We start from the raw sequence: 21060 nt of genomic DNA on the forward strand, positions 1-21060 counted from the left end.
GAAACTCAGCTTATTCGGCCGCCGCCGCAACGGGCTTGGCGGCGTCTTCGGCAATCTTGATCAGGGCCTCGCCGTGTTCGTCCAGATAGGCGAGGGTGGAATTCATGCAGGCAATGCCGTAGTCCCGGATCCACTTGGACCCGGTATGTCCGCATTCCTTGTCCTTCTCGTTGTCCATCAGCAACCTGAGTTCCTCGTGAACCTGAGCCTTGCGCCGGTCGAGCGCGCGCCGGATCACGTCCGGCGGCAACCGGGCCGCGTTGAGGGCAACCAGAAGAAAGGGGGATTTGAAATTGTCCGGAGCGGCCGGCTCGCACAAGGAGCGGATGAGTTCGTCGCGGCCGCCGTCGGTAATTGAGTAGACTTTCCGGGCCGGCTTTCCCGCCTGCGGTTCTTCGCGCACGGTAACGAGCCCCTCGGATTCCAGACGCGCAAGGGCAGGGTAGATGGATCCGAAGCTCGCATCGTCGAAATAACTGAAACGCCCCTCGGTCGATTCCTTGCGGATCTCGTATCCGGTCGCGTCCCCGAACGACAGGATTGCAAGGCACAGATTGCGCACGCTCATCAAAGTCTCCTTGTCCGGCAGCGCCTTTCCGTTCAGGCTGTTTGTCCGACCGCTGGATCGGCGAAGCTTCGGGGCCGGTTGATCGGTAAAACCACATATACCGGATCGATATATCGGATAAATATATGTCGTTAGGTCAGTTATCAAGGGTGCGTTGCAGAAAAATTGCTGCGCGAAAGACTGGACCGTCAGGCCAGTCGGATGCGCGCGGACACCCTGCTGCATTTTGACAGCTTGCCATCGGCAAACATCTGGCGATATCCTTCAAGGCACCCTTCGCACCCGCAACAATGGAGCCCGTAAATGCCATCGACGCGCAAGTCAATCGGCCCGGTGAAACTGCCTCGGGATCCCCTGTTTCGTCTGCTCCTGATCAACGGCGTTGCCGGGGTCTTCATCGCGGCGCTCGTGCTCGGGGGCATTTTCCTGGCCAATATCGGTAACCTCAGGGTTCTGGTAATGTCTGCGGAAAACCCGATCCTCCCGGTGATCATGCTGGCCTTCGGTCTGGTTATTACGCTCGGGTCGGTGGTGATGGGCTCCGCCATTATGCTGGTCGGCGAAGACGACCGGGACGGTGGCAAGAGGCGCGGTGGAAAGAAGATGCTGATGAACAATCCGGCTCTTCGCCCGGTGCCCGCCGTGGCTACGGCCGGCCATTTGAAACACCTGCATCGCTGACCGGACCCTTTCCGGTCCTTTGACGGTACCTGCGGTCAATAAGCTCCGTGGCTGCGATAGATGTCGGCCTCTGCGATCCGGGTCGGCTCCGCGGCCCGGTCAATGAACTGGGTCATGACTGCGGCAACCAGCAGAAACAGCAAGCCGATCGATGAAAGCTTCATCGTTTCGCCTCCTTCCTTCATGACGCCCTGCCAGCGAATATAACCTAGAGTAGAATCCTCTAAGGGCGGTGTAACTTTGCCGTTAAAATTTTATCATTCCGCTAGGGAAGGTTTCGGGGTGAGGCCTGTCTGTCTCGCGCCGTGCGGCATGAGAGGTGTTTCAACAGGCCTCCTGAAGAAGCGAAAAGGCCAATAGTTCCGGTCACCTGCTTGCACTGCTCCCTGTGATGCGCTCTCTTGGCAGGCGAACAGCGAACCCCGGAGACACAGAAATGAGCGATTCCTATCCCCGCGACATGATCGGATACGGCCGGACGCCGCCGGATCCTCAGTGGCCCGGAGGAGCGAAGATCGCGGTTCAGTTCGTGCTGAACTACGAGGAGGGCGGCGAAAACAACATACTCCACGGCGACCCGGCCTCCGAGGCCTTCCTGTCGGAAATCGTCGGCGCGCAGCCCTGGCCCGGAAAACGTCACTGGAACATGGAGTCCATCTACGAATACGGTTCCCGGGCAGGCTTCTGGCGCCTGTGGCGCATGTTCACCCAGCGCGGACTGCCGGTGACGGTTTACGGTGTCGCGACAGCGCTGATGCGCAATCCGGAAGCGGTCGCGGCCATGAAGGAGGCGGACTGGGAAATCGCTTCGCACGGCCTCAAGTGGATCGAGCACGCCGACATGCCGGAAGAGGAGGAACGAGAGCAGATCCGGAAAGCGGTCCGGCTTCACGAGGAAGTCACGGGTGCGCGGCCGCTCGGCTGGTACACCGGGCGCTGCTCGATGCAGACGCAGAAACTGGTCATGGAGGAGGGCGGGTTCCTCTACGATTCAGACAGCTACGCGGACGATCTGCCGTATTGGGTCGACGGTCCTCACGGCGATCATCTGGTGATCCCCTATACGCTGGACACCAACGACATGCGCTTCGCCTCCCCGCAGGGGTTCAACTCCGGCGACCAGTTTTTCACCTATCTGAAAGACGCCTTCGACACCCTCTATGCCGAAGGGCAGGCGGGAGCGCCGAAAATGCTCAACTTCGGTCTGCACTGCCGGCTGGTCGGACGTCCGGGCCGGGCGGCGTCACTGGCCCGGTTCCTCGACTATGTCGCCGGTCACGACGAGGTCTGGGTGGCCCGGCGCATCGACATCGCCTGGCACTGGCACGCCCATCACACAAGAAGCTGACATCACTCCGATACGAATAGAACAAGAAGGTACTGCCATACTGGCGGTACCCTCAGATTACTGGCAAACCTCACGAGGGCATTCCGGCCAGCGCGCCGCGAAGCGGTGTCGCGTGAGACGAAATCCAGCTGACAAGGGCGAACTTCAGCCTCATATCTGTCTGATGTAATTTGAGTATTGAGCGCCATTGGCGCAGAAGATTTCTGGTATCCGGATCCGCGCGCAACTTCTCTGCACTTGTCCGGAATGACCGTCTGAGGGTTTGTCAGCAGCCTGAGGGGACTGCCTTGCCGCGGTACAGTTCTTTATACGTACCGCGCCGGGTTCCGAATTAACGTTAACCTCTAAAATACAACTTAAAACTGCACGATCGGATTGTGGTGAGGCACCTTTCGCGTTACGACCTTAGGTAGTTTAACGATTTGTTAATCGTTTCTAAGGGGCTGTAATGCGTTATCTTTTTCGAAATTTGCATATTTTTTTGTTTGCCGGTTTTTCCATTGCCGCCGCGGTCTGGGTTGCGGAACGGCCTGAACAAACGGCCCGCATGATCCGGCCGCTTGTCGAGGATGCCGTGGAGCTGCAGGACCTTGGCCAGGCCGTTTACAATGAAATCGACCGGATCAGCTGGCAGCAGAGTGTCGACGAAGCCGTATCGCTTTACGTCGCCACGCTCCGCATGCCCACAAACCTGTTCGAGCGGCTGTCGGAGCGTCTCGAAGAGGTTGAGCGGAAGCTGTCGAAATCACAGATCGCAAAGCGGCGTCAGAGCGACCCTGTGTCAGCGTGGCGGACGATATCGTCTTCGTTCAGATAAGTTCCGGACTGGACCTCGATCATCCGCACCGGGATCTTGCCGGGGTTCTGCAGGGTATGCCGGGCCCCCAAGGGAACATAGGCCGACTGGTTTTCCGTTAGAAGCCGGGTTTCCCCGTTGATGGTGATTTCGACCGTTCCGGAGACGACGATCCAGTGCTCGGCCCTGTGGAGGTGGCTTTGATGGCTGAGGCGCCGCCCGGGCTTGATCATCATGGACTGGACCGCGAACCGGTCGCCAGCGCTGATGCGTTCCGTATAGCCCCAGGGCTTGTAGACACGCGGGTGACTGTCGACCTCGTCCCGCCCTTCCGCCTTGAGCTGATCGACCACTTTCTTGACGTCCTGGGCCTTGTCCTTGTGCGCGACCAGAACGCTGTCGGTGGTCGCGATCACCATGACATCGTCAAGCCCGATGACGGAGACCAGGCCGCGGTCCGCATAGGCCAGGCAGTCCCGGCTGTCGAGAAACCGGGCGTCTCCGAGACCGGAGTTGCCGTTGTCGTCTTTTTCGAGGACGTTCCAGATGGCCGACCAGGACCCGAGATCGTCCCAGCCGGGAGAAACGGGGGCGCAGACCACATTGCGCGCTTTTTCCATGATGGCGTAATCGATGGAGATATCGTCGAGTTTTTCGAAGCTTTCCTCATCGAAACGGACGAAATCCAGGTCGCCGCGCCGGGTGCGCATGACGGCGGCAATGTCTTCGTAGAGCTCCGGTTGATGGGTTTTGAAGGCCTCGATCATCGTCTTGCAGGAATAAAGGAAAATGCCTGCATTCCAGACGTAGCCGCCATTCTTCAAGAAGGTCTCCGCACGCTCCAGGTCCGGCTTCTCGACAAAAGCCTCGACCGGCCGGACCGGCTCGCTGCCGGTGGCAACCTTGATGTAGCCGTATCCGGTGTTCGGCTCGCTCGGCGTGATGCCGAAGGTGACGATGTCCCCGGCGCGGGCGGCCGGTTCGGCCGCTTGAACCGCGTCCAGAAACAGGTCTTCTTTCTGGATCAGGTGGTCGGACGGCAGCAGAAGCACCAGCGCGTCCGGGTTTGCTTCATTCGCGATCATCGCCGCCATCAGGGCGGGAGGAGCCGTATTCCGGCCGACCGGCTCCAGCAGGATCGAGTTGGCTTCGAGATCCAGTTCCGAAAGCTGTTCGCCGATGAGAAACCGGTGGTCGTTGTTGCCGATGACGATCGGAGCGGCAAAGCCGGGCTGATTGACACGGCGGCACGTCTTCTGAAACAGGCTTTCACCACCGAACAGCGGCAGAAATTGCTTTGGGCGGTCCTTGCGTGACAAAGGCCACAGCCTGGACCCGACGCCGCCGGATAAAATACAGGGAAATATCATTGAGTAGTGTTCCTGTGGTAAGGCATGCAACGATGATCGGCCGAGCGAATACCGGAAAATGTTAAACACGGCGTTTTGAGTTGCAAATGGCAAACTTGACGCAGACCTGAGTTACACTGTAACGCCGAATCCGGTGCCGTGACGAGTGGAGTTGATCTGCAGTAGCATGAAAACAAACGAAACCCCATTGGTTCAACTGCAAGGCGCCGGTGCGCGCAAGGACGGGCAGTGGCTCGTCCGGGGCGTGGACCTATCCGTTGCAGCCGGCGAAATCGTAACATTGATCGGCCCGAACGGGTCCGGAAAATCGACCACCGCCAAAATGTCGTTGGGGATCTTGAGGCCGACTGAAGGCCGCGCCGAGCGCAGGCGGGGGCTGAAGGTCGGTTACGTCCCGCAGAAATTGGCGATCGACTGGACATTGCCGTTAAGCGTGCGCCGGTTCCTGCGTCTGACGAACCCGCTGTCTGACGATGAATGCCTCGGCGCGCTGGAGGAAACGGGGGCGGGCCGGCTGATCGATGCCGACATGCGCAGCCTTTCCGGGGGCGAAACGCAGCGTGTCATGCTGGCGCGCGCGATCGCGCGCCATCCCGATCTCCTGGTTCTGGACGAACCCGTGCAAGGGGTGGACTACGCAGGGGAAATTGCGATCTACGACCTGATTTCCAGCATCCGCTCGTCTCTCGGCTGCGGCGTTTTGCTGATTTCCCACGATCTGCACGTGGTGATGGCCGCGTCGGATCAGGTGATCTGCCTGAACGGCCATGTCTGTTGCCGCGGGACGCCGTCCGACGTCAGCCGGGACGACAATTACCGCGCATTGTTCGGTGCGCGGACAGGGACTGCCCTGGCCGTCTACGAACATCATCACGATCATGTTCATCTGCCCGACGGGCGGGTCCGCCATATGGACGGATCGCTTTGCACGGATTTTCCGGGAGAGCATCACGGCCACGACGGCCATCAGCATCACGAGACCGGTGGTCTGACCAATGCTGGATGATTTTTTCACACGCGCGCTCATCGCCGGGGTCGGTGTCGCAGTCGTGTCCGGTCCGCTGGGCTGTTTCATCGTCTGGCGGCGCATGGCCTATTTCGGAGACACGCTGTCCCATGCCGCCTTGCTGGGGGTCGCGCTCTCGCTTCTCCTGGACATCAACACGATCGTCGCCGTCGGGATCACGTCGGTCGTGCTGGCCCTTTTGCTTCTCGGATTGAGGCGGGGGAATTCCCTGTCCTCCGATGCGATCCTGGGGCTGCTGTCACATTCCGCGCTCGCTCTTGGCTTGGTATGTCTCGCCTTCATGACCTGGGTCCGGGTGGATCTGCTTGGTCTGCTGTTTGGAGATATCCTTGCGGTCACCGCGTTGGACATAGCCATGATCTACGGAGGCGGCGCTCTGGTTCTGGGGGGCCTGATCCTGATCTGGCGCCCCCTGTTCGCGACCACCGTCAATCCGGACCTTGCGGCCGCCGAGGGCCTGAGGCCCGAAAGGGCGGAACTGGTTTTCATGCTCCTGACGGCGACCGTCATCGCGATTTCCTTGAAAATCATTGGCGCGTTGTTGATCACCGCCCTTTTGATCATACCCGCTGCCGCAGCCCGGCGGCTGTCCTCCACGCCGGAGCAAATGGCGGTGTTTGCGGCCGTGGCCGGGGCGGCGTCCGTGGTCGGCGGGCTGTACGCCTCGCTCTTTTACGACACGCCGTCCGGACCGTCGATTGTCGTCGCAGCCATGGTGCTCTTCGGCGTAAGCCTTGTCCCGGGGGGACGACTTGTGAGAAGGATAAGGGCAAAAGCCCAAGGAGGTCGCCCGTGAGCGCGCATGTCCACCCCGAATTGACGAAAAACCAGGCTCTGGTGTTCGGATCCCTGTCCGACGCGGACGGGCCGCTGACGGCCTACGCGATTCTCGATCTGCTGCGGGACAACGGTCTGCGCGCACCGCTTCAGGTTTACAGGGCTCTGGAGAAGCTGGTCGAATACGGCATGGTTCACCGGCTGGAAAGCCTCAACGCCTTTGTAGCCTGCAGCCACAAGGACTGTGGAGATCACGGAACGGCGGCATTCGCCATCTGCGAGGCTTGCGGCAATGTGATCGAGTTCTCGCCGCAGGAAGCCATCGGCCACCTCAAGGACTGGACCGGAAAACAGGGGTTTCAGCTGTCCGGGATGACGATCGAGCTGCGCGGCAAGTGCAAAGACTGCCTGACGGCAGGGTAATCGCAGCAGCCAAGAGTGTTGCGGCGCGCGGCGCTCCCGCTTATGGTCCATCCGCTGGTGAGCGGATTGAGGGAGCGCGCGCATGGCTGTTTTGATTGCCGGTCTGGTGTTGTTCCTTGGGAGCCATGTCCTGCCGATGTTTCCCGCCCTGCGCGCGCGGATCACATCGAAATTCGGCGAAAACGGATACAAGGGCGTTTTTACGCTGGTCTCCGTCGTCGGTCTGATCCTGACGGTTTACGGCTATGGCGTTGCCCGTTCCGAAGGACCTGTCCTGGTCTACGATCCTCCGTTCTGGCTGCGCCACGTGACCATGCTGTTCATGGTGCCGGTTTTCATCTTTCTCGTTGCGGCTTACGTCCCCTGCAAGATCAAGACGGTTCTGAAGCATCCAATGCTGATAGCGGTCAAGCTGTGGGCGTTTTCCCATCTTCTGGCCAATGGCGATCTGGCCTCGGTCCTGTTGTTCGGCGGTTTTTTCGTCTGGGCGGTTGCCGACCGCATTTCCGTGAAACGACGCGGTCCGGGCGCCGGACAGGGGCCGGTGATCGCAAAGCAGGGCCGCCGCTATTCCGATGCCGTCGTGATTCTGGCCGGTCTCGTCATCTACGGATTGTTCGTCTGGAAGCTGCACCTGCTCCTGATCGGCGTGCCGGTGGCCTGATCTGCCGCACAAATTGCGGCTGGAAACCCTTATTTTTGCCAATTCGTCCCAACTTGCCCCACTTGCGCCACGAAAGCGGTTTTAGGGTCCGATGCTTCAATGCCGCATCGGGGAATTGCCCCAAACGTATCAAATGGATAATGTGCGCCACTCGACAGGGGCGACGATCCGGCGTATGTGCCGGACCGGTAGAGTGAACGCAGGAACAAGACACGCATGTCAGACATTTTTCGGGAAGTCGATGAAGATATCCGCCAGGAAAAATACCGTCGGCTTTGGGACCGCTTCGGTCTTTGGATCATTGGCGTTGCGGTTCTGATCGTTGTCGTTACCGGTGGGTATCGTGGCTGGCTCTACTGGCAGGACGCCCAGTCCCAGAAAGCGGGCGACACGTTCTTTGAAGCGGTCAAGCTCTCCGATGCCGAGAATTTCGAAGAGGCCGCGGCACTTTACGGCGAATTGGAGGAGGCGCTCGGCGGCTATCCGGCGCTGGCGCGTTTCCGCCGCGCGGCCGATCTGGCAAACGCCGGACAAACCGCCGAGGCGCTCGCGCAATTTGACGCTTTGTCCAAAGACACCGGCCTCAGGCCGGCCCTGCGTGAGGTTGCGGCATTGCGGGCCGGTTATCTTGCCGTGGACACGGAAGATTACACGGCCGTCGCCGATCGCCTGGAGCCTTTGACCGGAGACACCGGGTCCTTTCGTTCGGGGGCACGTGAGATATTGGCGCTAAGTGCATGGAAAAACGGCGATATAGATGCCGCCAGAGCATGGATTTCCGCGTTGGAAGACGATCCTGCCACGCCGAGAGAGGTAAGCACCCGGATAGGGCTTCTGGCCGATGTCATCCGCGCACAGAACGGCAATGCCGACGCTGAAAGCCAAGGAAACAATCAGTGAATTTTTCGACCGTTTCAACAAGCAAGCGCGGCCTTGTCGGCGCTGTCATCCTGTCTTTCATGCTGACGGGATGCGGCTCGGTGACCGACTTTGCCGGGAACCTGAACCCGTTCGGAGGAGAAAAACCCCTCCAGGGTGAGCGCGAACCGGTCTTCGACGGCGCCGATCCGGCAGCCGCGGCCCTTGGGGAAACAGCCTCGATCGGACCGGCAACCGGGGGGCAGGTCTGGACCACGGCGGGTGGTGGATTGACCAACGATCCGGGCAATGTGGCGGTTTCGATATCCGGCGGCAGAGCCTGGCGAACGCAGGTCGGGGCGTCCGGCCGCGGTTTGACCTCCGCGTCGCTCAGGGTCTCGGCCCGGCCTGTCAGCGACGGCAGCCGGATCTATGTCTACAAGCCGAACGGCGAAGTTGTTGCCCTGTCGACGGCCGGTGGACGGGTCTGGACCCAGAACCTCAGGCCGGAAGGCGAGCGTGATATTGGTCCCGGCGGCGGGGTAGCCGTCGCCGACGGAGTTGTCTATGCCGCGACCACTTACCGGGAAGTCGTGGCGCTCGAGGCCGGCTCCGGCCGCGTCATCTGGAGGGTGTCCGTCGACACGCCGCCGCGCGGCGCACCGGTGGCGGGCGCCGGACATGTTTTCGTCGTGTCCCAGTCTAACGACGTTTATGCCCTGTCGCAGTCCGACGGGACCCTTGCCTGGACGTACTCCGGTATCGAGGAAACGGCGGGTCTGCTTTCGGCCGCCAACCCGGCGATCAACGGCAACCGGGTCATTGTTCCGTTTTCCTCCGGCGAACTCATGGCGATTGACATCAAGTCGGGCGAACCGGCATGGATCGACGGCGTCTCGCGTGGTTTCCGCACGCTTGCGCTCTCAGGTCTTGCCGATGTCTCCGCGAGCCCGGTGGTCACCGGCAATTCTGTCTATGCGACAGGTGTCGCCGGCCGGACCGTGGCTGTGGATGCGAAGACCGGTCAACGCCGCTGGGAGCAGGACCTGGGCAGCGTGCATACGCCGGTCGTCTCCGGCAGCGCGCTCTTCATGGTCGATCTGGACGACCGCATGGTGGCGCTCAGCCTGAAGAGCGGTGAAACGCTGTGGGCGACTTCCCTGCCGCGTCCTCAGAAGAAGAAGCGCCGCCGCAACTGGGCCGGCCCGATCCTGGCGAACGGTGCCCTGGTCGCGTTTTCCAGCGACGGCCAGATCGCCATGGTGGATGCCGCCTCTGGCAAGATCATGAATACGCAGCGGACGAATGTGGATGTCTATGTGACCCCGATCGTTGCCGGCGGGCGGATTGTTGTTCTGGAAGGCAGTGACGGCGTCGCCGCCTTCAACTAAAAGACGCATGGAAAACAATCCGCGCGTAGAAGCGGACATTCAGGGAGGGCGCGGAAAAAGGCGCCCTTCTGTCAGGAGTTAAGTGCTGTGGGCGCTACCGTCGCGATTATCGGACGGCCGAATGTCGGCAAGTCCACCCTGTTCAACCGTCTGGTCGGCAAGCGTCTGGCGCTGGTCGACGACACGCCCGGCGTCACGCGCGACCGGCGGCCGGGCGACGCCCGTCTCGGCGACCTGCGCTTTACCATCGTCGACACGGCGGGGCTTGAGGACGCGGACAGGAACTCCCTTGAAGGAAGGATGCGCCGCCAGACCGAGGAAGCGATCGATCAGGCGGACGCGGTTCTGTTTCTCATCGATGCCCGCGCCGGCGTGACGCCGCTTGACGCCCATTTCGCCGAAGTCGCCCGCAAGACGACACGTCCCGTGATCCTTCTTGCCAACAAGGCGGAAGGTAAGGCCGGCGAAAGCGGTCTTTACGAATCCTATTCGCTCGGCCTCGGGGAACCGATCGCGATCTCCGCCGAACACGGAGAGGGGCTGGCCGACCTCTACGATGCCCTCAAGCCGCATGTCGACCGGATTACCGAAGAGGAAGAGGCCAGGCGCGAGGAAGCCGTTACCAACGTCGATGTCGACGAGGACGGCGAATTCGTCGAGGAAGAGGATCCCGTCGGCACCCGCGAACGGCCGTTGCGCGTGGCCATCGTCGGCCGCCCGAATGCGGGCAAATCCACGCTGATCAACAGGATGCTTGGCGAGGACCGCATGCTGACCGGTCCGGAAGCCGGTATCACGCGCGACTCCATATCCGTGGACTGGCTCTGGCGCGACCGGCACATCAAGCTGTTCGACACCGCGGGTATCCGCCGCAAGGCGCGCGTTCAGGAAAAGCTGGAAAAGCTGTCGGTCGCCGATGCGTTGCGCGCCATCAAGTTCGCCGAGGTGGTGGTGGTGACACTTGACGCCACCATGTCGTTTGAAAAGCAGGACCTTCAGATTATCGACCTTGTCGCCCGCGAAGGCAGGGCGCTGGTGATCGCGATCAACAAATGGGACCTGATCGACGACCGTGAGGCCGCATGGAAGAAGATCCGCGACGCCAACGAACGCTATTTCAACCAGATCCGCGGCGTTCAGATCGCAACGCTTTCGGGTCAGCAGGGACAGGGCATCGACCGGTTGATCGAAAGCGTCTTTTCCGCCTACGAGGCCTGGAACGCCCGTGTCTCCACTTCCAAGCTCAACCGCTGGCTCGACCGGGTCACCGCCAATCATCCGCCGCCCGCGGTCGCGGGCCGGCGCGTGCGTTTGCGCTACATGACGCAGCCCAAGACGCGCCCGCCTCATTTCGTGGTGTTTTGCTCGCGCCCAGAGCAACTGCCGGAAAGCTATACCCGCTATCTTGTGAATTCCCTGCGGGAAACTTTCAATATTCAAGGCACGCCCATCCGTTTGTCATATCGCAAGGGCGATAATCCTTACGCACCGAAGAAAAAACGGGGCTGACACCGTTTCCACCGGAAGAACATCCGCACGGCTGGCGCAAGCGCTGCCGCGCTGCTGACGTATTTTGAAAAGGAGTTGTTTCATGACCACCGACAGGCTGGAATTCGCCGTCGCCCTGGCTGAAAAGGCAGGAGAACTCGGTCTCGATTATTTCCGGAAACTGGAAACGCTGACGGTCACCAAGAAAGGGCACCAGGACCTTGTCTCCGAAGCGGACCGGAACGTCGAAACGCTCGTCCGCGAGGAACTCGCGGCTGTTTTTCCCGACGACGGCATCCTCGGCGAGGAACACGGTGTTGAGGAGGGGACCTCCGGTTACACCTGGGTGATCGATCCGATCGACGGCACGGCTAATTTCGTCGCCGGTATCCCGCAGTGGTGCGTCATCCTTGCCTGTGTCTTTCAGGGTGATGTCATTATCGGTGTCATCCACGATCCGGTCAGCAGGGAGACCTTTCAGGCCGCGACGGGGCAAGGTGCCTTTTTGAACGGCAAGCCGATCAGGGCCTCCGAAAGCCAGAGCCTGTCCGACGGATCGGTCGGCGTCGGCTTCAACGGCCGCACCGCCGTAACCGACGCGGTCAATGTGGTCGGTGCTGTCGTGTCCAAGGGCGGCGTGTTCTTTCGCAACGCCTCCGGCGGACTCATGCTCGCCTATGCGGCCTCCGGACGGCTGATCGGTTACGTGGAGTCCCACATGAACGCCTGGGATTGCCTGGCTGGCATGCTGTTGACCCGCGAAGCGGGCGGTGAGGTCATGGAGCAGGACATCAACCACGCCCTGCACCACGGTGCCCGCGTCGTGGTCGGCGCGCCGGGAGTCTTCCAGGACCTGAAGGAAATCGCAGAAAGCTCTTTCGGGCCGCTTCAGGCGGCCTGACAGCGAGAGGCTGTCCATCAGCTGAGTGGCGGCGGGTTTTCTTTTACAGCTTACGCCGTGCGCGGCTCTTGTGGCGGGACATACTACGGCTGGCAGCCCGTACCCTGGAGGCCGAGATAGGCCGGGAGCCGCGAGCGTGTTTCTTCCGTGAAATGGAAGCCCTTCCAGCCAAGGGCCTCGGCGGCCCGCACATTGGCGGCACTGTCGTCAATCAGAAGGATTTCCCGGGGGAGCAGGCCGAGCGTCTCTGTGACATGGGCGAAGAACCCCTCGGCGGGTTTGGCGTGCCCGATGCGCCCTGAGGAAAAAATGTGACTGACACGGCTTCCGAATCCGGCCTGCCGTTCGATATAGGCCGCGCGCCGGTTTTCATTGTTTGTCGCGATGACTTGAAGGAAATCTCGCTCCGCCAGGCGGTCGAGCAGCTCCGAAGTGAAGGGATCCTTCAGATCGTCCTTGACGAACCAGTAGTCAAGCAGGGAGCTCGCATCGATTTCGTGTCCGCTCAGCTCGAGCCAGGTCCGCACATGGACTTCCAGATCCCGCCTGCCGGAAATCACCTCGGGGAAGAGGTCATCGAAAATGCCTTTCTGGAAGGTTTCGACAGGAATGCCCAGATCCGCCTCGAGACTGTCGGCCCAGATAAATCGACCGTCGACGACGTTCTTGTTGAGGACGCCGTCAAAGTCCCACGCAACCGCCTTGATGTCATCGTGCATGCGAGGCTCCGGATTGTTTGCTGTCTTCTGGAATTCAGGGCAGAGGGGACGCGTGTTTCACGGCTGAGTCCATTCCCGGCTGACGCGGTCATAGAGTCTGCCCGTTTCCGGAACGTCCGGCTTGACGAGCTCCAGCAGGTCTTCGGCCACCTCGGCGGGTGACGGCAGACTCTCGGGGGCCTCGCCCGGCATTGCCTTGGCGCGCAAGCCCGTGCGCGTGGGACCTGGATCCGCCAGATTGATCTTCATGGCTGTCTGAAGGCTCTCGTTGGCCCAGGTTCGCGCCATGGCCTCGACGGCAGCCTTGCTGATCGACTGCAACCCCCAAAAGGCAGAACAGGTCCGGGCCTGAATGGATGTGAGGAGCAGGGCCCGCCCAGCGTCGGATTGGCGCAGCAGGGGATCGAGAGACCGGATCAACCGCCAGTTCGCCGTCACATTGACCGCCATCACGGTTTCGAAGTCTTTGGGACCGATATGACCGATGGGCGAAAGCACCCCGAGCATGCCGGCGTTGCCGACAAATATGTCGAGCTTCTTCCAGCGCTCGTAAATAGCCGCGCCGAGCCTGTCGAGCGCCTCGAAGTCGGTCAGGTCGAGTGGAACGAGCGTGGTTTGTCCGCCCGCCGCCTTGATCTCGTCGTCGAGATCCTCCAGTCCGCCGACCGTCCGGGCAAGCGCGATCACATGTGCGCCGCGTTGACCGAGCTGCCTGGCCAATTGATAGCCGATTCCCCGGGACGCCCCGGTTACCAGCGCGATCCGTCCTTCGAAGTCCCGTTCCATCTCGCGGTCAACCAACCTCCACGAGACGGGGCAGGCTTACGAGGTCCTGGTCCTCGGAAAGATCGGTCAGGGGGGTCGGATAGTCGCCGGTGAAGCAATGGTCTGTGAATTGCGGGTTGTCGTTGTCGCGACCGTCGAAACCCATGGCCCGGTAGATGCCGTCGACTGTGAGGAAGGCGAGGCTGTCTGCGCCGATATAGGCCCGCATTTCCTCGAGGCTGTATTTGGCGGCCAGAAGTTTTTCCCGGACCGGCGTGTCGATGCCGTAGTAGTCGGAGTATTTGATCGGCGGGCTCGCGAGGCGGAAATGGACTTCCCTGGCGCCCGCGTCTCGGATCATCTGCACGATCTTGACGGAAGTCGTGCCGCGCACGAGACTGTCGTCAACCAGAACGACCCGCTTGCCTTCGATTTGCGACCGATTGGCCGAGTGCTTCATCTTCACGCCGAGGGCGCGGATGTGCTGGGTCGGCTCGATGAAGGTCCGGCCCACGTAGTGGTTGCGGATGATGCCGAGCTCAAACGGAATGCCGCTTTCCTGGCTGTAGCCGATTGCCGCCGGAACGCCGCTGTCGGGAACCGGCACGATGACATCGGCCTCGACATTCGTCTCGCGGGCAAGCTGCTTGCCCATTTCCCGCCGCACGTCGTAGACGCTGCGGCCGCCCACAATCGAGTCCGGGCGGGAGAAGTATATATACTCGAAAATGCAGGGCCTGGCCGGCTGCTTGCCGAATGGGAAGAAGGACTGGATGCCGGTCGGCGAGCAAACGATGACCTCGCCGTTCTCGACCTCGCGGATGAACTTTGCACCGATGATGTCAAGCGCACAGGTCTCGGAAGCAAGGATGGGGGCGCCGTTGAGATCGCCCAGGACAAGTGGCCGGATACCGAGCGGGTCGCGCGCGCCGATCAGTTTCTTGGCCGTCAGCGCAACCAGGGAATATGCGCCTTCCATCTGCGTGATGGCCTCGATGAAACGCTCGACGATCTTGCCCTTGCGCGAGCGGGCGACGAGCTGAAGCACCACCTCGGAGTCCGACGTTGACTGGCAGATGGCGCCGTCCCGGATCAGTTGCTGGCGCAGGGTCAGCGCGTTGGTGAAGTTGCCGTTGTGGCAGATGGCGATGCCGCCGCCGTCGAGCTCGGCGAACAGAGGCTGCACGTTGCGCAGGATCGTCTCGCCGGTCGTGGAATAGCGCACGTGGCCGATCGCCGCCTTGCCGGTCAGCCTGCCGATGGTGTCCGCGTCGGAAAAATGATCGCCGACCAGTCCGAGATGCCGTTCGGAACGGAATTGGTCCTTGTCGTAGGTCACGATCCCGGCCGCTTCCTGGCCACGGTGCTGCAGCGCGTGAAGGCCAAGGGCGGTCAGGGCGCTTGCGTCCTCGTGCCCCAGGATCCCGAATACGCCGCATTCCTCGCGCAGCGTGTCCGCGTTCATGTCCAAGCTCTCGTGCGTTTCGGTCCCGCCAGCCATGGCGAACACTCCTTCAAACTGGCCGGAGGCAGGAAGCCCGGCCTTTATCGTTTCCCCGACATGCTTTCCTTAAATGATGAAGGAAACCAAAATGTCGAGCGAGACTCGTCGATATATGTCGTGCCCGCGTCGAATTGAACGCGGGACTTTGTCGCGCCGGCAGCGGACCGCCGTCTTGTTGCTGATGGACCGTTTGCGGTCCGCTCAGTTGCTGTCCGTCGTCAGTTGATCGAGCCCCTGGCGTTCGGAGTCGCTGTAGGCCGGTTCCTCGGCGGGAGCGCTGCTGGTGCCGCCCGTCAGGTTGTTTTCGCGGATTTTTTCCAGGATCGCCTTTTCCGGATCTTCCGGCAGGATCGACACCAGGCGCTCGCCGATGGATATCAGGATCGGACGCGACTTGGCGTTCAGAACCCATTGCGGCTGCTGATCCGGCTGGACGAACCAGTTGAAGAACATCATCGCGACCACCAGAAGAAGCAGACCGCGCACGGCGCCGAAGACGAAACCGAGCGTTCTGTCGAGCGCGCCGATCCGGCTGTCGAGAACGAAATCGGAAATTCGCATCGTGATGTAGCTCACGATGATGAGCGTGACCAGAAAGACGGCGGCGGCGGAGACGCCAATGGCGACGAGATCGTGCGAGATATACTGTTTGGCGTAAGGCAGCACGCGCTCGTAGAGCAGAAAAGCCGCCGCGGCAGCCGCGACCCAAGAGACGATCGAGAGAACTTCCCGGACAAAGCCGCGGATCATCGCAAGGACGGCGGAAATGAACATGATGGCCAAAAGCAGTCCGTCCAGCAGCGTAATCGGCATCTTCCTGAAATATCCCTTACCTGTAGGGCTGAAAACGAGCCCGCAAACTTCAGTTGGTACCCGCGCTCATCATGCTTCCGCGCCCTTTAAAACACTAGCCTCCGCCGAGAGTTTGGCAACAAAGTCCCCAAGTTCCGGCACGCCAGTCGCCTTCAGGGCGGACATGGTGCTGTCCTTGAGATTACCCTCCGGACAGTAAGCCTGATCGAAGCCGAGTTTTTCCGCTTCCTTCAGCCTGGATTGGGCCTGGGCGACCGGCCGCACGGCCCCGGACAGGCTGACTTCGCCGAAATAGACGCAATTGGCTGGAAGGGCAAGCCCGCTGAGCGAAGAGATGAGCGCCGCGGCGACCGCAAGGTCCGCGCCGGGTTCGTTGATTTTCAGGCCGCCCGCGACATTGAGATAGACGTCGTGCTGCGAAAAGCGCACCCCGCAGCGAGCCTCCAGAACGGCGAGGATCATGGAAAGCCGGGCGCTGTCCCAGCCGATGACGGCCCGCCTCGGGGTCCCGAGCGACGATTGGGCGACCAGGGCCTGAATTTCGATCAGCAGGGGCCGGGAGCCTTCCAGGCCGGCGAAGACCGCGGCTCCTGGAGCGGTTGTCGTCCGGTCGCCGAGAAACAGCGCGGAGGGGTTGGAAACCTCGGTGAGGCCCTTGCCGGTCATTTCGAACACGCCGATTTCGTCCGTAGCCCCGAACCTGTTCTTGACCGAACGCAGAATGCGGTACTGATGCGCGCCGTCGCCCTCGAAGTAAAGGACGGCATCGACCATGTGCTCGACCACCCGCGGTCCGGCGATCTGGCCATCCTTGGTGACGTGGCCGACTAGGACCAGCGTCGTCCCGTTTTTCTTGGCGTAGCGCACCATGGCCTGGGCGGACGCGCGCACCTGGGTGACCGTGCCCGGTGGCGACTCGACCTGATCCGTCCACAGGGTCTGGACCGAATCCAGGATCAGAAGGGCCGGAGGCGTGTCGGACTCCAGCGTCGCCAGAATGTCTTCAACGCTGGTCTCCGCGGCAAGCGCCACCGGGGCCTCGGACAGCCCGAGCCTTTCCGCCCTGAGACGCACCTGGCCGATGGCCTCCTCACCGGAAATATAGACCGTCTTGTGGCCGAGACGGGCAAGTTGGGCAGCAGCCTGGATCAGGAGCGTCGACTTGCCGATGCCGGGATCGCCGCCGACAAGCAGCGCGGAGCCGCGCACGAACCCGCCACCCGTGACCCGGTCGAGTTCCGCAACCTTGGTCTGGATGCGTGGCGCTTCCTTGGTGTCACCGGAAAGCCCGACCAGAGGAACCACGCGGCCTTTGCTCCGGCTCGCCCTTGCGGGGCCTCCGCCGATGCCTCCGCCGGTCTGCTCCTCGACGATGGTGTTCCACTCGCCGCAGGATTCACAGCGCCCAACCCATTTCGCGGTCACCGCGCCGCAGGACTGGCAGACGAAGGATGTGGACCTGCGGGCCATGGAAGGTTTTCCTTCGTGTCAGGTGAGGGGGGCGTAGACGCGCTCGAACCGCCGTCCCAGGCTTGTCAGGTATTCGTAGTCGATTGTCTCGGCATAAGCGGCAAGTTCCGCCGCCGCAACAGATGGTCCGAGCATTTCCACAAAGGCGCCGCGCTGAACGAGATGATCGGGGACGTCGGTGACGTCCAGGGTGATCATGTCCATCGAAATCCGCCCGAGGATCGGAGCCTTGAAGCCGCCGATCATGGCGAAGCCGCCGGGACGTTCGTCGGTGGACCCTGCCCGACGCAGCATGCCGTCCGCATAGCCGGCCGCCACGACCGCGTTCTTCAGGGGGCGTCTGGCCGTTTGCTTCGCGCCATAGCCGATGGTGTCGCCCTCCGCCACGTCCCGCACGAGCATGATCCGGGCTTCGACCTTCGCAACCGGTTTCATCGGGTTCGGTTCCGTGTCGATCGCCTGTCCGCCGTAAAGGGCAATTCCGGGCCGAACCAGATCGAAATGAAACTCGGGTCCCATGAGAACGCCCGCCGAATTCGCCAGGGATCTGGGGATATGGCTGAAGGGCTCCGTCACTTCGCGGAAGAGCTTCAGCTGCCGTTGGTTCATCTCGTGCGCGGGTGTTGAGCCGCACGCCAGATGGCTGATGATCAAGGAAGGGGTGAAGGGACCGCAGAGATCCGGATCGCCCAGGGCGGCCGACAAGTCTCCCGGCGGCAGTCCGAGCCTGTTGATTCCCGTATCCACATGAACAGCCGCCTTGAAGGATCTGCCGGCGGATTTGCACAAGGCGGACCAGTCCTTCAGTTCCTCGACAGATGCCAGCACCGGCCGGAGATCGTGGTGCGGAAAAAACTCCGCAGCGCCGGGGAACAGACCGTCGAGAACATAGATGACGGCGTCCGGCAGCAGCTCCCGCAAGGCGACCGCCTCGGCTGGAACCGCCGTGAAAAAGGTTTTGCAGCCGGCGGCATAAAGAGCGGGACCGGCCTTGTCCTGTCCGGTGCCGTAGCCATCGCCCTTGATCGCGGCGGCACATTCGGCCGCCCCTGAAAGCTTGCCGTTCAAAAAAGTCCAGTTCGCCGCGATTGCATCGAGATCGATGGTCAGTCGGCCGCCGAACAGGTCAGAGGAAAGAATGGAAGGTGTAGACGTCGCCACGGTCTGGAGAGTTCTTTTGTTAGAGCTACGCAAAACGAAGATTCGACGGACACCTTACCGCATTGCAACGCGGATGCGCCAGAAGCAAAGACCTGAGTGTCTTGAGCGTGAGTTTGAAGCTTCGATCGCGTTCCGGACTGCCGCTGTCTTGTCGGGCGTCAGTCCATGAAAAGGAATTCGACGCCGGCCTCGTCGAGGCGGATCCAGCGGATTTCCCCGTGAAAGCGCAACTTGCGGCTTTCGACTTCGATGACGACCTTGTCGTTGAAGGTCAGGCCCTTGGACTTGACGGCGACGCGGCAGCCCCCGGCACTGATATCCTCGACGACACAGGGTCGATGTACGCCTTCGTGTTTCAGGACACCTGGCCAGCTGCAGTGTTTCCGCGGAAAGTCCCGTGCTTCTTCCAGGAGCTTGTGCGCAAGCACCATTGTCAAAAATCCTGAGTGAATGCGTTGAAATGCATCTGTAAAACTACAATGCATGCATTAACCAAGGTTTAAAATCGCGTTCTTCGGAGTTTCTTTCCCGAAGGGGAGGGGAGTTTGGTATGTTGTTGATTTTCCAAAGGAAAGATTTTCAGATAAAGTAAATTTTCATAAAGAAAAGCGCCTAAGGCAAGAGGTCTTCTGTATTTATTCTCTGCCTTGTGAAAATCGGCCGCTGCGCTGTGGTGCAACGGCCTTGGATTTCAAGAAAAGGACCCGGTATGGCGCTCTGGTTTCTTTATTCGTACCGTTCCGGAAGATGATCGTCCTCGGCGAGATCCGAAAAGCGGGTGAATTCGCCCTGGAAGTGCAGGTTGGCGGTGCCGGTCGGACCGTGACGTTGCTTGGCGATTATGACTTCCGCTTTGCCCTTGGCTGCCTCGTGCTTGGCCTCCCAGGCGGCATACTCCGGCGAACCGATTTCCGGCTCGGTTTTCGAAAGATAGTATTCCTCGCGGTAAACGAACAGGATCACATCGGCGTCCTGCTCGATGGAACCGGATTCGCGCAGGTCCGACATCATCGGCCGCTTGTCGTCTCTCGATTCCACCTGGCGTGAGAGCTGGGAGAGGGCGATGATCGGAACGTGAAGCTCCTTGGCCAGCGCCTTCAGGCCCGTGGTGATTTCGGTGATTTCCTGAACGCGGTTTCCGGAGTTCTTGGCGGAACCGCTCAAGAGCTGAATATAGTCGACGACCAGGAGGTCCAGTCCGCGCTGACGCTTCAGGCGCCGGGCCTTGGCCACGAGCGAGGCGATCGAGATGCCGCCGGTCTGGTCCACGTGCAAAGGGACGCTTTGCATCGTCTGAGCGCACGCCGCGAGTTTTTCGAATTCGGCTTCGGTTATGTCCCCGCGCCGGATCTTGGATGAGGAAATCTCAGCCTGTTCGGAAATGATACGGGTGGCGAGCTGCTCCGCGGACATTTCGAGCGAGAAGAAGCCGACCACGCCGCCGTTGACGGTCTTCAGTGTTCCGTCCTGCAGTTCCTCGGACTTGTAGGACTGAGCGATATTATAGGCGATGTTGGTGGCGAGCGAGGTTTTGCCCATGGCCGGGCGACCGGCGAGCACGATCAGGTCGGAATGCTGAAGGCCGCCCATCAACCGGTCGAGTTCCCTGAGCCCCGTGGAAATGCCGGACAGTGCGCCTTCCCGGTTATAGGCGGCATGGGCCATTTCAATGGTTTCGGTCAGCGCGTCGCCGAAGGAGACGAAGCCGCCTTCGCTTCGCCCGACCTCCGCCAGTTCGAAAAGCCGCCGCTCCGCATCGTCGATCTGCTGCTCCGGCGGCACGTCGATGGGCGCGTCGAAAGCGATATTGACCATGTCCTCGCCGATCCGGATCAGGTTGCGGCGGATGGCCAGATCATAGATGGTTCGGCCGTAATCCTCGGCGTTGATGATCGAGGCGGCGTCGCCGGCGAGCCTGAGGAGGAATTGGGTCGCGGAGAGGTCGGCGATTTTCGCATCCGCCGGATAGAAGGTCTTCAGCGTGATCGGCGAGGCCGTCTTGCCGGCCCGGATGAGATGTCCGATCTTTTCGTAGATGTCCTGGTGGGACGGCACAAAAAAGTGATGCGGCTCCAGGAAATCCGAGACCCTGTAGAAGGTTTCGTTGTTAACCAGAATGGCGCCGAGCAACTGGCGTTCCGCTTCAGCATTGTGCGGAGCAAGGCGCTGCACGGACTCTTCCGTTTCGACCTTCTGTAACGTACCCTTCATATCGTCCCCCGATGACCAAAGTGCACCCGGAATACTCGCAGATCGAAAACTGCTCAAGGTTGAAAAAACGTTACTTTTTGATTCCCACCGGCTTCCACAAATCAGCGGGGATAGAATCGAATCCC

22 protein-coding genes are annotated in these 21060 nt (G+C 61.0%); 11 read left to right on the forward strand and 11 right to left on the reverse strand.

Annotated elements, in window-relative coordinates; translation table 11 throughout:
- Positions 1-10: 10 nt before the first annotated feature.
- A complete protein-coding gene (locus tag JF539_RS06450) occupies positions 11-568 on the reverse strand; it encodes a PadR family transcriptional regulator (RefSeq protein ID WP_207139496.1) in 558 nt (185 codons plus the stop codon).
- A gap of 303 nt (positions 569-871) precedes the next feature.
- On the opposite strand from JF539_RS06450, the gene JF539_RS06455 reads away from it, so the two are divergent.
- Positions 872-1249 carry a hypothetical protein gene (locus tag JF539_RS06455; RefSeq protein ID WP_207139497.1) on the forward strand — a complete coding sequence of 126 codons (378 nt, stop codon included), beginning with the start codon at positions 872-874 and terminating at the stop codon, positions 1247-1249.
- Positions 1250-1284: 35 nt separating this feature from the next.
- On the opposite strand, the gene JF539_RS27840 is transcribed toward JF539_RS06455, so the two are convergent.
- A complete protein-coding gene (locus JF539_RS27840; protein WP_268957521.1) occupies positions 1285-1413 on the reverse strand; it encodes a hypothetical protein in 129 nt (42 codons plus the stop codon).
- 272 nt (positions 1414-1685) lie between these two features.
- Here JF539_RS27840 and puuE point away from each other — a divergent pair, with 272 nt between their 5' ends.
- A complete protein-coding gene (puuE, locus tag JF539_RS06460; protein WP_207139498.1) occupies positions 1686-2597 on the forward strand; it encodes an allantoinase PuuE in 912 nt (303 codons plus the stop codon).
- Positions 2598-3144: 547 nt separating this feature from the next.
- Positions 3145-3414: a hypothetical protein gene (locus JF539_RS06465; protein WP_207139499.1), complete on the forward strand. Its 270-nt coding sequence runs from the start codon at positions 3145-3147 to the stop codon at positions 3412-3414.
- Here the strand turns inward: JF539_RS06465 and JF539_RS06470 are convergent.
- Positions 3363-4763, reverse strand: coding sequence for a mannose-1-phosphate guanylyltransferase/mannose-6-phosphate isomerase (locus JF539_RS06470; protein WP_207139500.1), 1401 nt, complete (start codon positions 4761-4763; stop codon positions 3363-3365). The genes JF539_RS06465 and JF539_RS06470 overlap by 52 nt on opposite strands.
- Before the next feature lie 166 nt (positions 4764-4929).
- Between JF539_RS06470 and JF539_RS06475 the strand changes: the two genes are divergently transcribed.
- The 8 genes from JF539_RS06475 (at position 4930) to JF539_RS06510 (ending at position 12292) form a co-directional block, all read left to right on the forward strand.
- Positions 4930-5769, forward strand: a complete 840-nt coding sequence (locus JF539_RS06475) for a metal ABC transporter ATP-binding protein (protein ID WP_328809207.1) — start codon at positions 4930-4932, stop codon at positions 5767-5769.
- Complete coding sequence (locus JF539_RS06480) at positions 5759-6586, forward strand: metal ABC transporter permease (RefSeq protein WP_207139502.1); 828 nt, start codon at positions 5759-5761, stop codon at positions 6584-6586. Before JF539_RS06475 ends, JF539_RS06480 begins: the two co-directional genes overlap by 11 nt.
- Positions 6583-6990: a Fur family transcriptional regulator gene (locus tag JF539_RS06485; protein ID WP_207139503.1), complete on the forward strand. Its 408-nt coding sequence runs from the start codon at positions 6583-6585 to the stop codon at positions 6988-6990. Before JF539_RS06480 ends, JF539_RS06485 begins: the two co-directional genes overlap by 4 nt.
- An 82-nt stretch (positions 6991-7072) precedes the next feature.
- A complete protein-coding gene (locus JF539_RS06490; RefSeq protein WP_207139504.1) occupies positions 7073-7654 on the forward strand; it encodes an NnrU family protein in 582 nt (193 codons plus the stop codon).
- A gap of 216 nt (positions 7655-7870) precedes the next feature.
- The gene (locus JF539_RS06495; protein ID WP_207139505.1) at positions 7871-8554 is read left to right on the forward strand and encodes a tetratricopeptide repeat protein; all 684 of its coding nucleotides are present in this window, start codon (positions 7871-7873) and stop codon (positions 8552-8554) included.
- Entirely contained in the window at positions 8551-9903 is a 1353-nt protein-coding gene (locus JF539_RS06500) for a PQQ-binding-like beta-propeller repeat protein (protein WP_209017021.1), read from the forward strand. Before JF539_RS06495 ends, JF539_RS06500 begins: the two co-directional genes overlap by 4 nt.
- Positions 9904-9990: 87 nt before the next feature.
- The gene (gene der, locus JF539_RS06505) at positions 9991-11412 is read left to right on the forward strand and encodes a ribosome biogenesis GTPase Der (RefSeq protein WP_207139506.1); all 1422 of its coding nucleotides are present in this window, start codon (positions 9991-9993) and stop codon (positions 11410-11412) included.
- A gap of 82 nt (positions 11413-11494) precedes the next feature.
- Positions 11495-12292 (forward strand): inositol monophosphatase family protein, encoded by a 798-nt coding sequence (locus JF539_RS06510; RefSeq protein WP_207139507.1) that lies wholly within the window; start codon positions 11495-11497, stop codon positions 12290-12292.
- 83 nt (positions 12293-12375) lie between these two features.
- On the opposite strand, the gene JF539_RS06515 is transcribed toward JF539_RS06510, so the two are convergent.
- The 8 genes from JF539_RS06515 to JF539_RS06550 all read right to left on the reverse strand — a co-directional run bounded on the left by JF539_RS06515 (position 12376) and on the right by JF539_RS06550 (position 20935).
- On the reverse strand, positions 12376-13011 hold the full coding sequence (locus JF539_RS06515; protein WP_207139508.1) for an HAD-IA family hydrolase: 636 nt from the start codon (positions 13009-13011) through the stop codon (positions 12376-12378).
- Positions 13012-13068: 57 nt separating this feature from the next.
- On the reverse strand, positions 13069-13797 hold the full coding sequence (locus JF539_RS06520; protein ID WP_207139509.1) for an SDR family NAD(P)-dependent oxidoreductase: 729 nt from the start codon (positions 13795-13797) through the stop codon (positions 13069-13071).
- A gap of 7 nt (positions 13798-13804) precedes the next feature.
- A complete protein-coding gene (gene purF, locus JF539_RS06525) occupies positions 13805-15277 on the reverse strand; it encodes an amidophosphoribosyltransferase (RefSeq protein ID WP_207139510.1) in 1473 nt (490 codons plus the stop codon).
- Positions 15278-15481: 204 nt separating this feature from the next.
- Positions 15482-16093: a CvpA family protein gene (locus tag JF539_RS06530; protein WP_207139511.1), complete on the reverse strand. Its 612-nt coding sequence runs from the start codon at positions 16091-16093 to the stop codon at positions 15482-15484.
- 69 nt (positions 16094-16162) lie between these two features.
- On the reverse strand, positions 16163-17563 hold the full coding sequence (gene radA / locus JF539_RS06535) for a DNA repair protein RadA (RefSeq protein WP_207139512.1): 1401 nt from the start codon (positions 17561-17563) through the stop codon (positions 16163-16165).
- Positions 17564-17581: 18 nt separating this feature from the next.
- The gene (gene alr, locus JF539_RS06540; RefSeq protein ID WP_207139513.1) at positions 17582-18724 is read right to left on the reverse strand and encodes an alanine racemase; all 1143 of its coding nucleotides are present in this window, start codon (positions 18722-18724) and stop codon (positions 17582-17584) included.
- A 158-nt stretch (positions 18725-18882) separates the two neighbouring features.
- On the reverse strand, positions 18883-19155 hold the full coding sequence (locus JF539_RS06545; protein ID WP_207139514.1) for a PilZ domain-containing protein: 273 nt from the start codon (positions 19153-19155) through the stop codon (positions 18883-18885).
- Positions 19156-19450: 295 nt separating this feature from the next.
- The gene (locus tag JF539_RS06550; RefSeq protein WP_207139515.1) at positions 19451-20935 is read right to left on the reverse strand and encodes a replicative DNA helicase; all 1485 of its coding nucleotides are present in this window, start codon (positions 20933-20935) and stop codon (positions 19451-19453) included.
- Positions 20936-21060: the final 125 nt, after the last annotated feature.

The sequence above is a fragment of the Roseibium aggregatum genome, assembly GCF_017309185.1.
In the GTDB taxonomy this organism is placed as follows: domain Bacteria; phylum Pseudomonadota; class Alphaproteobacteria; order Rhizobiales; family Stappiaceae; genus Roseibium; species Roseibium aggregatum_B.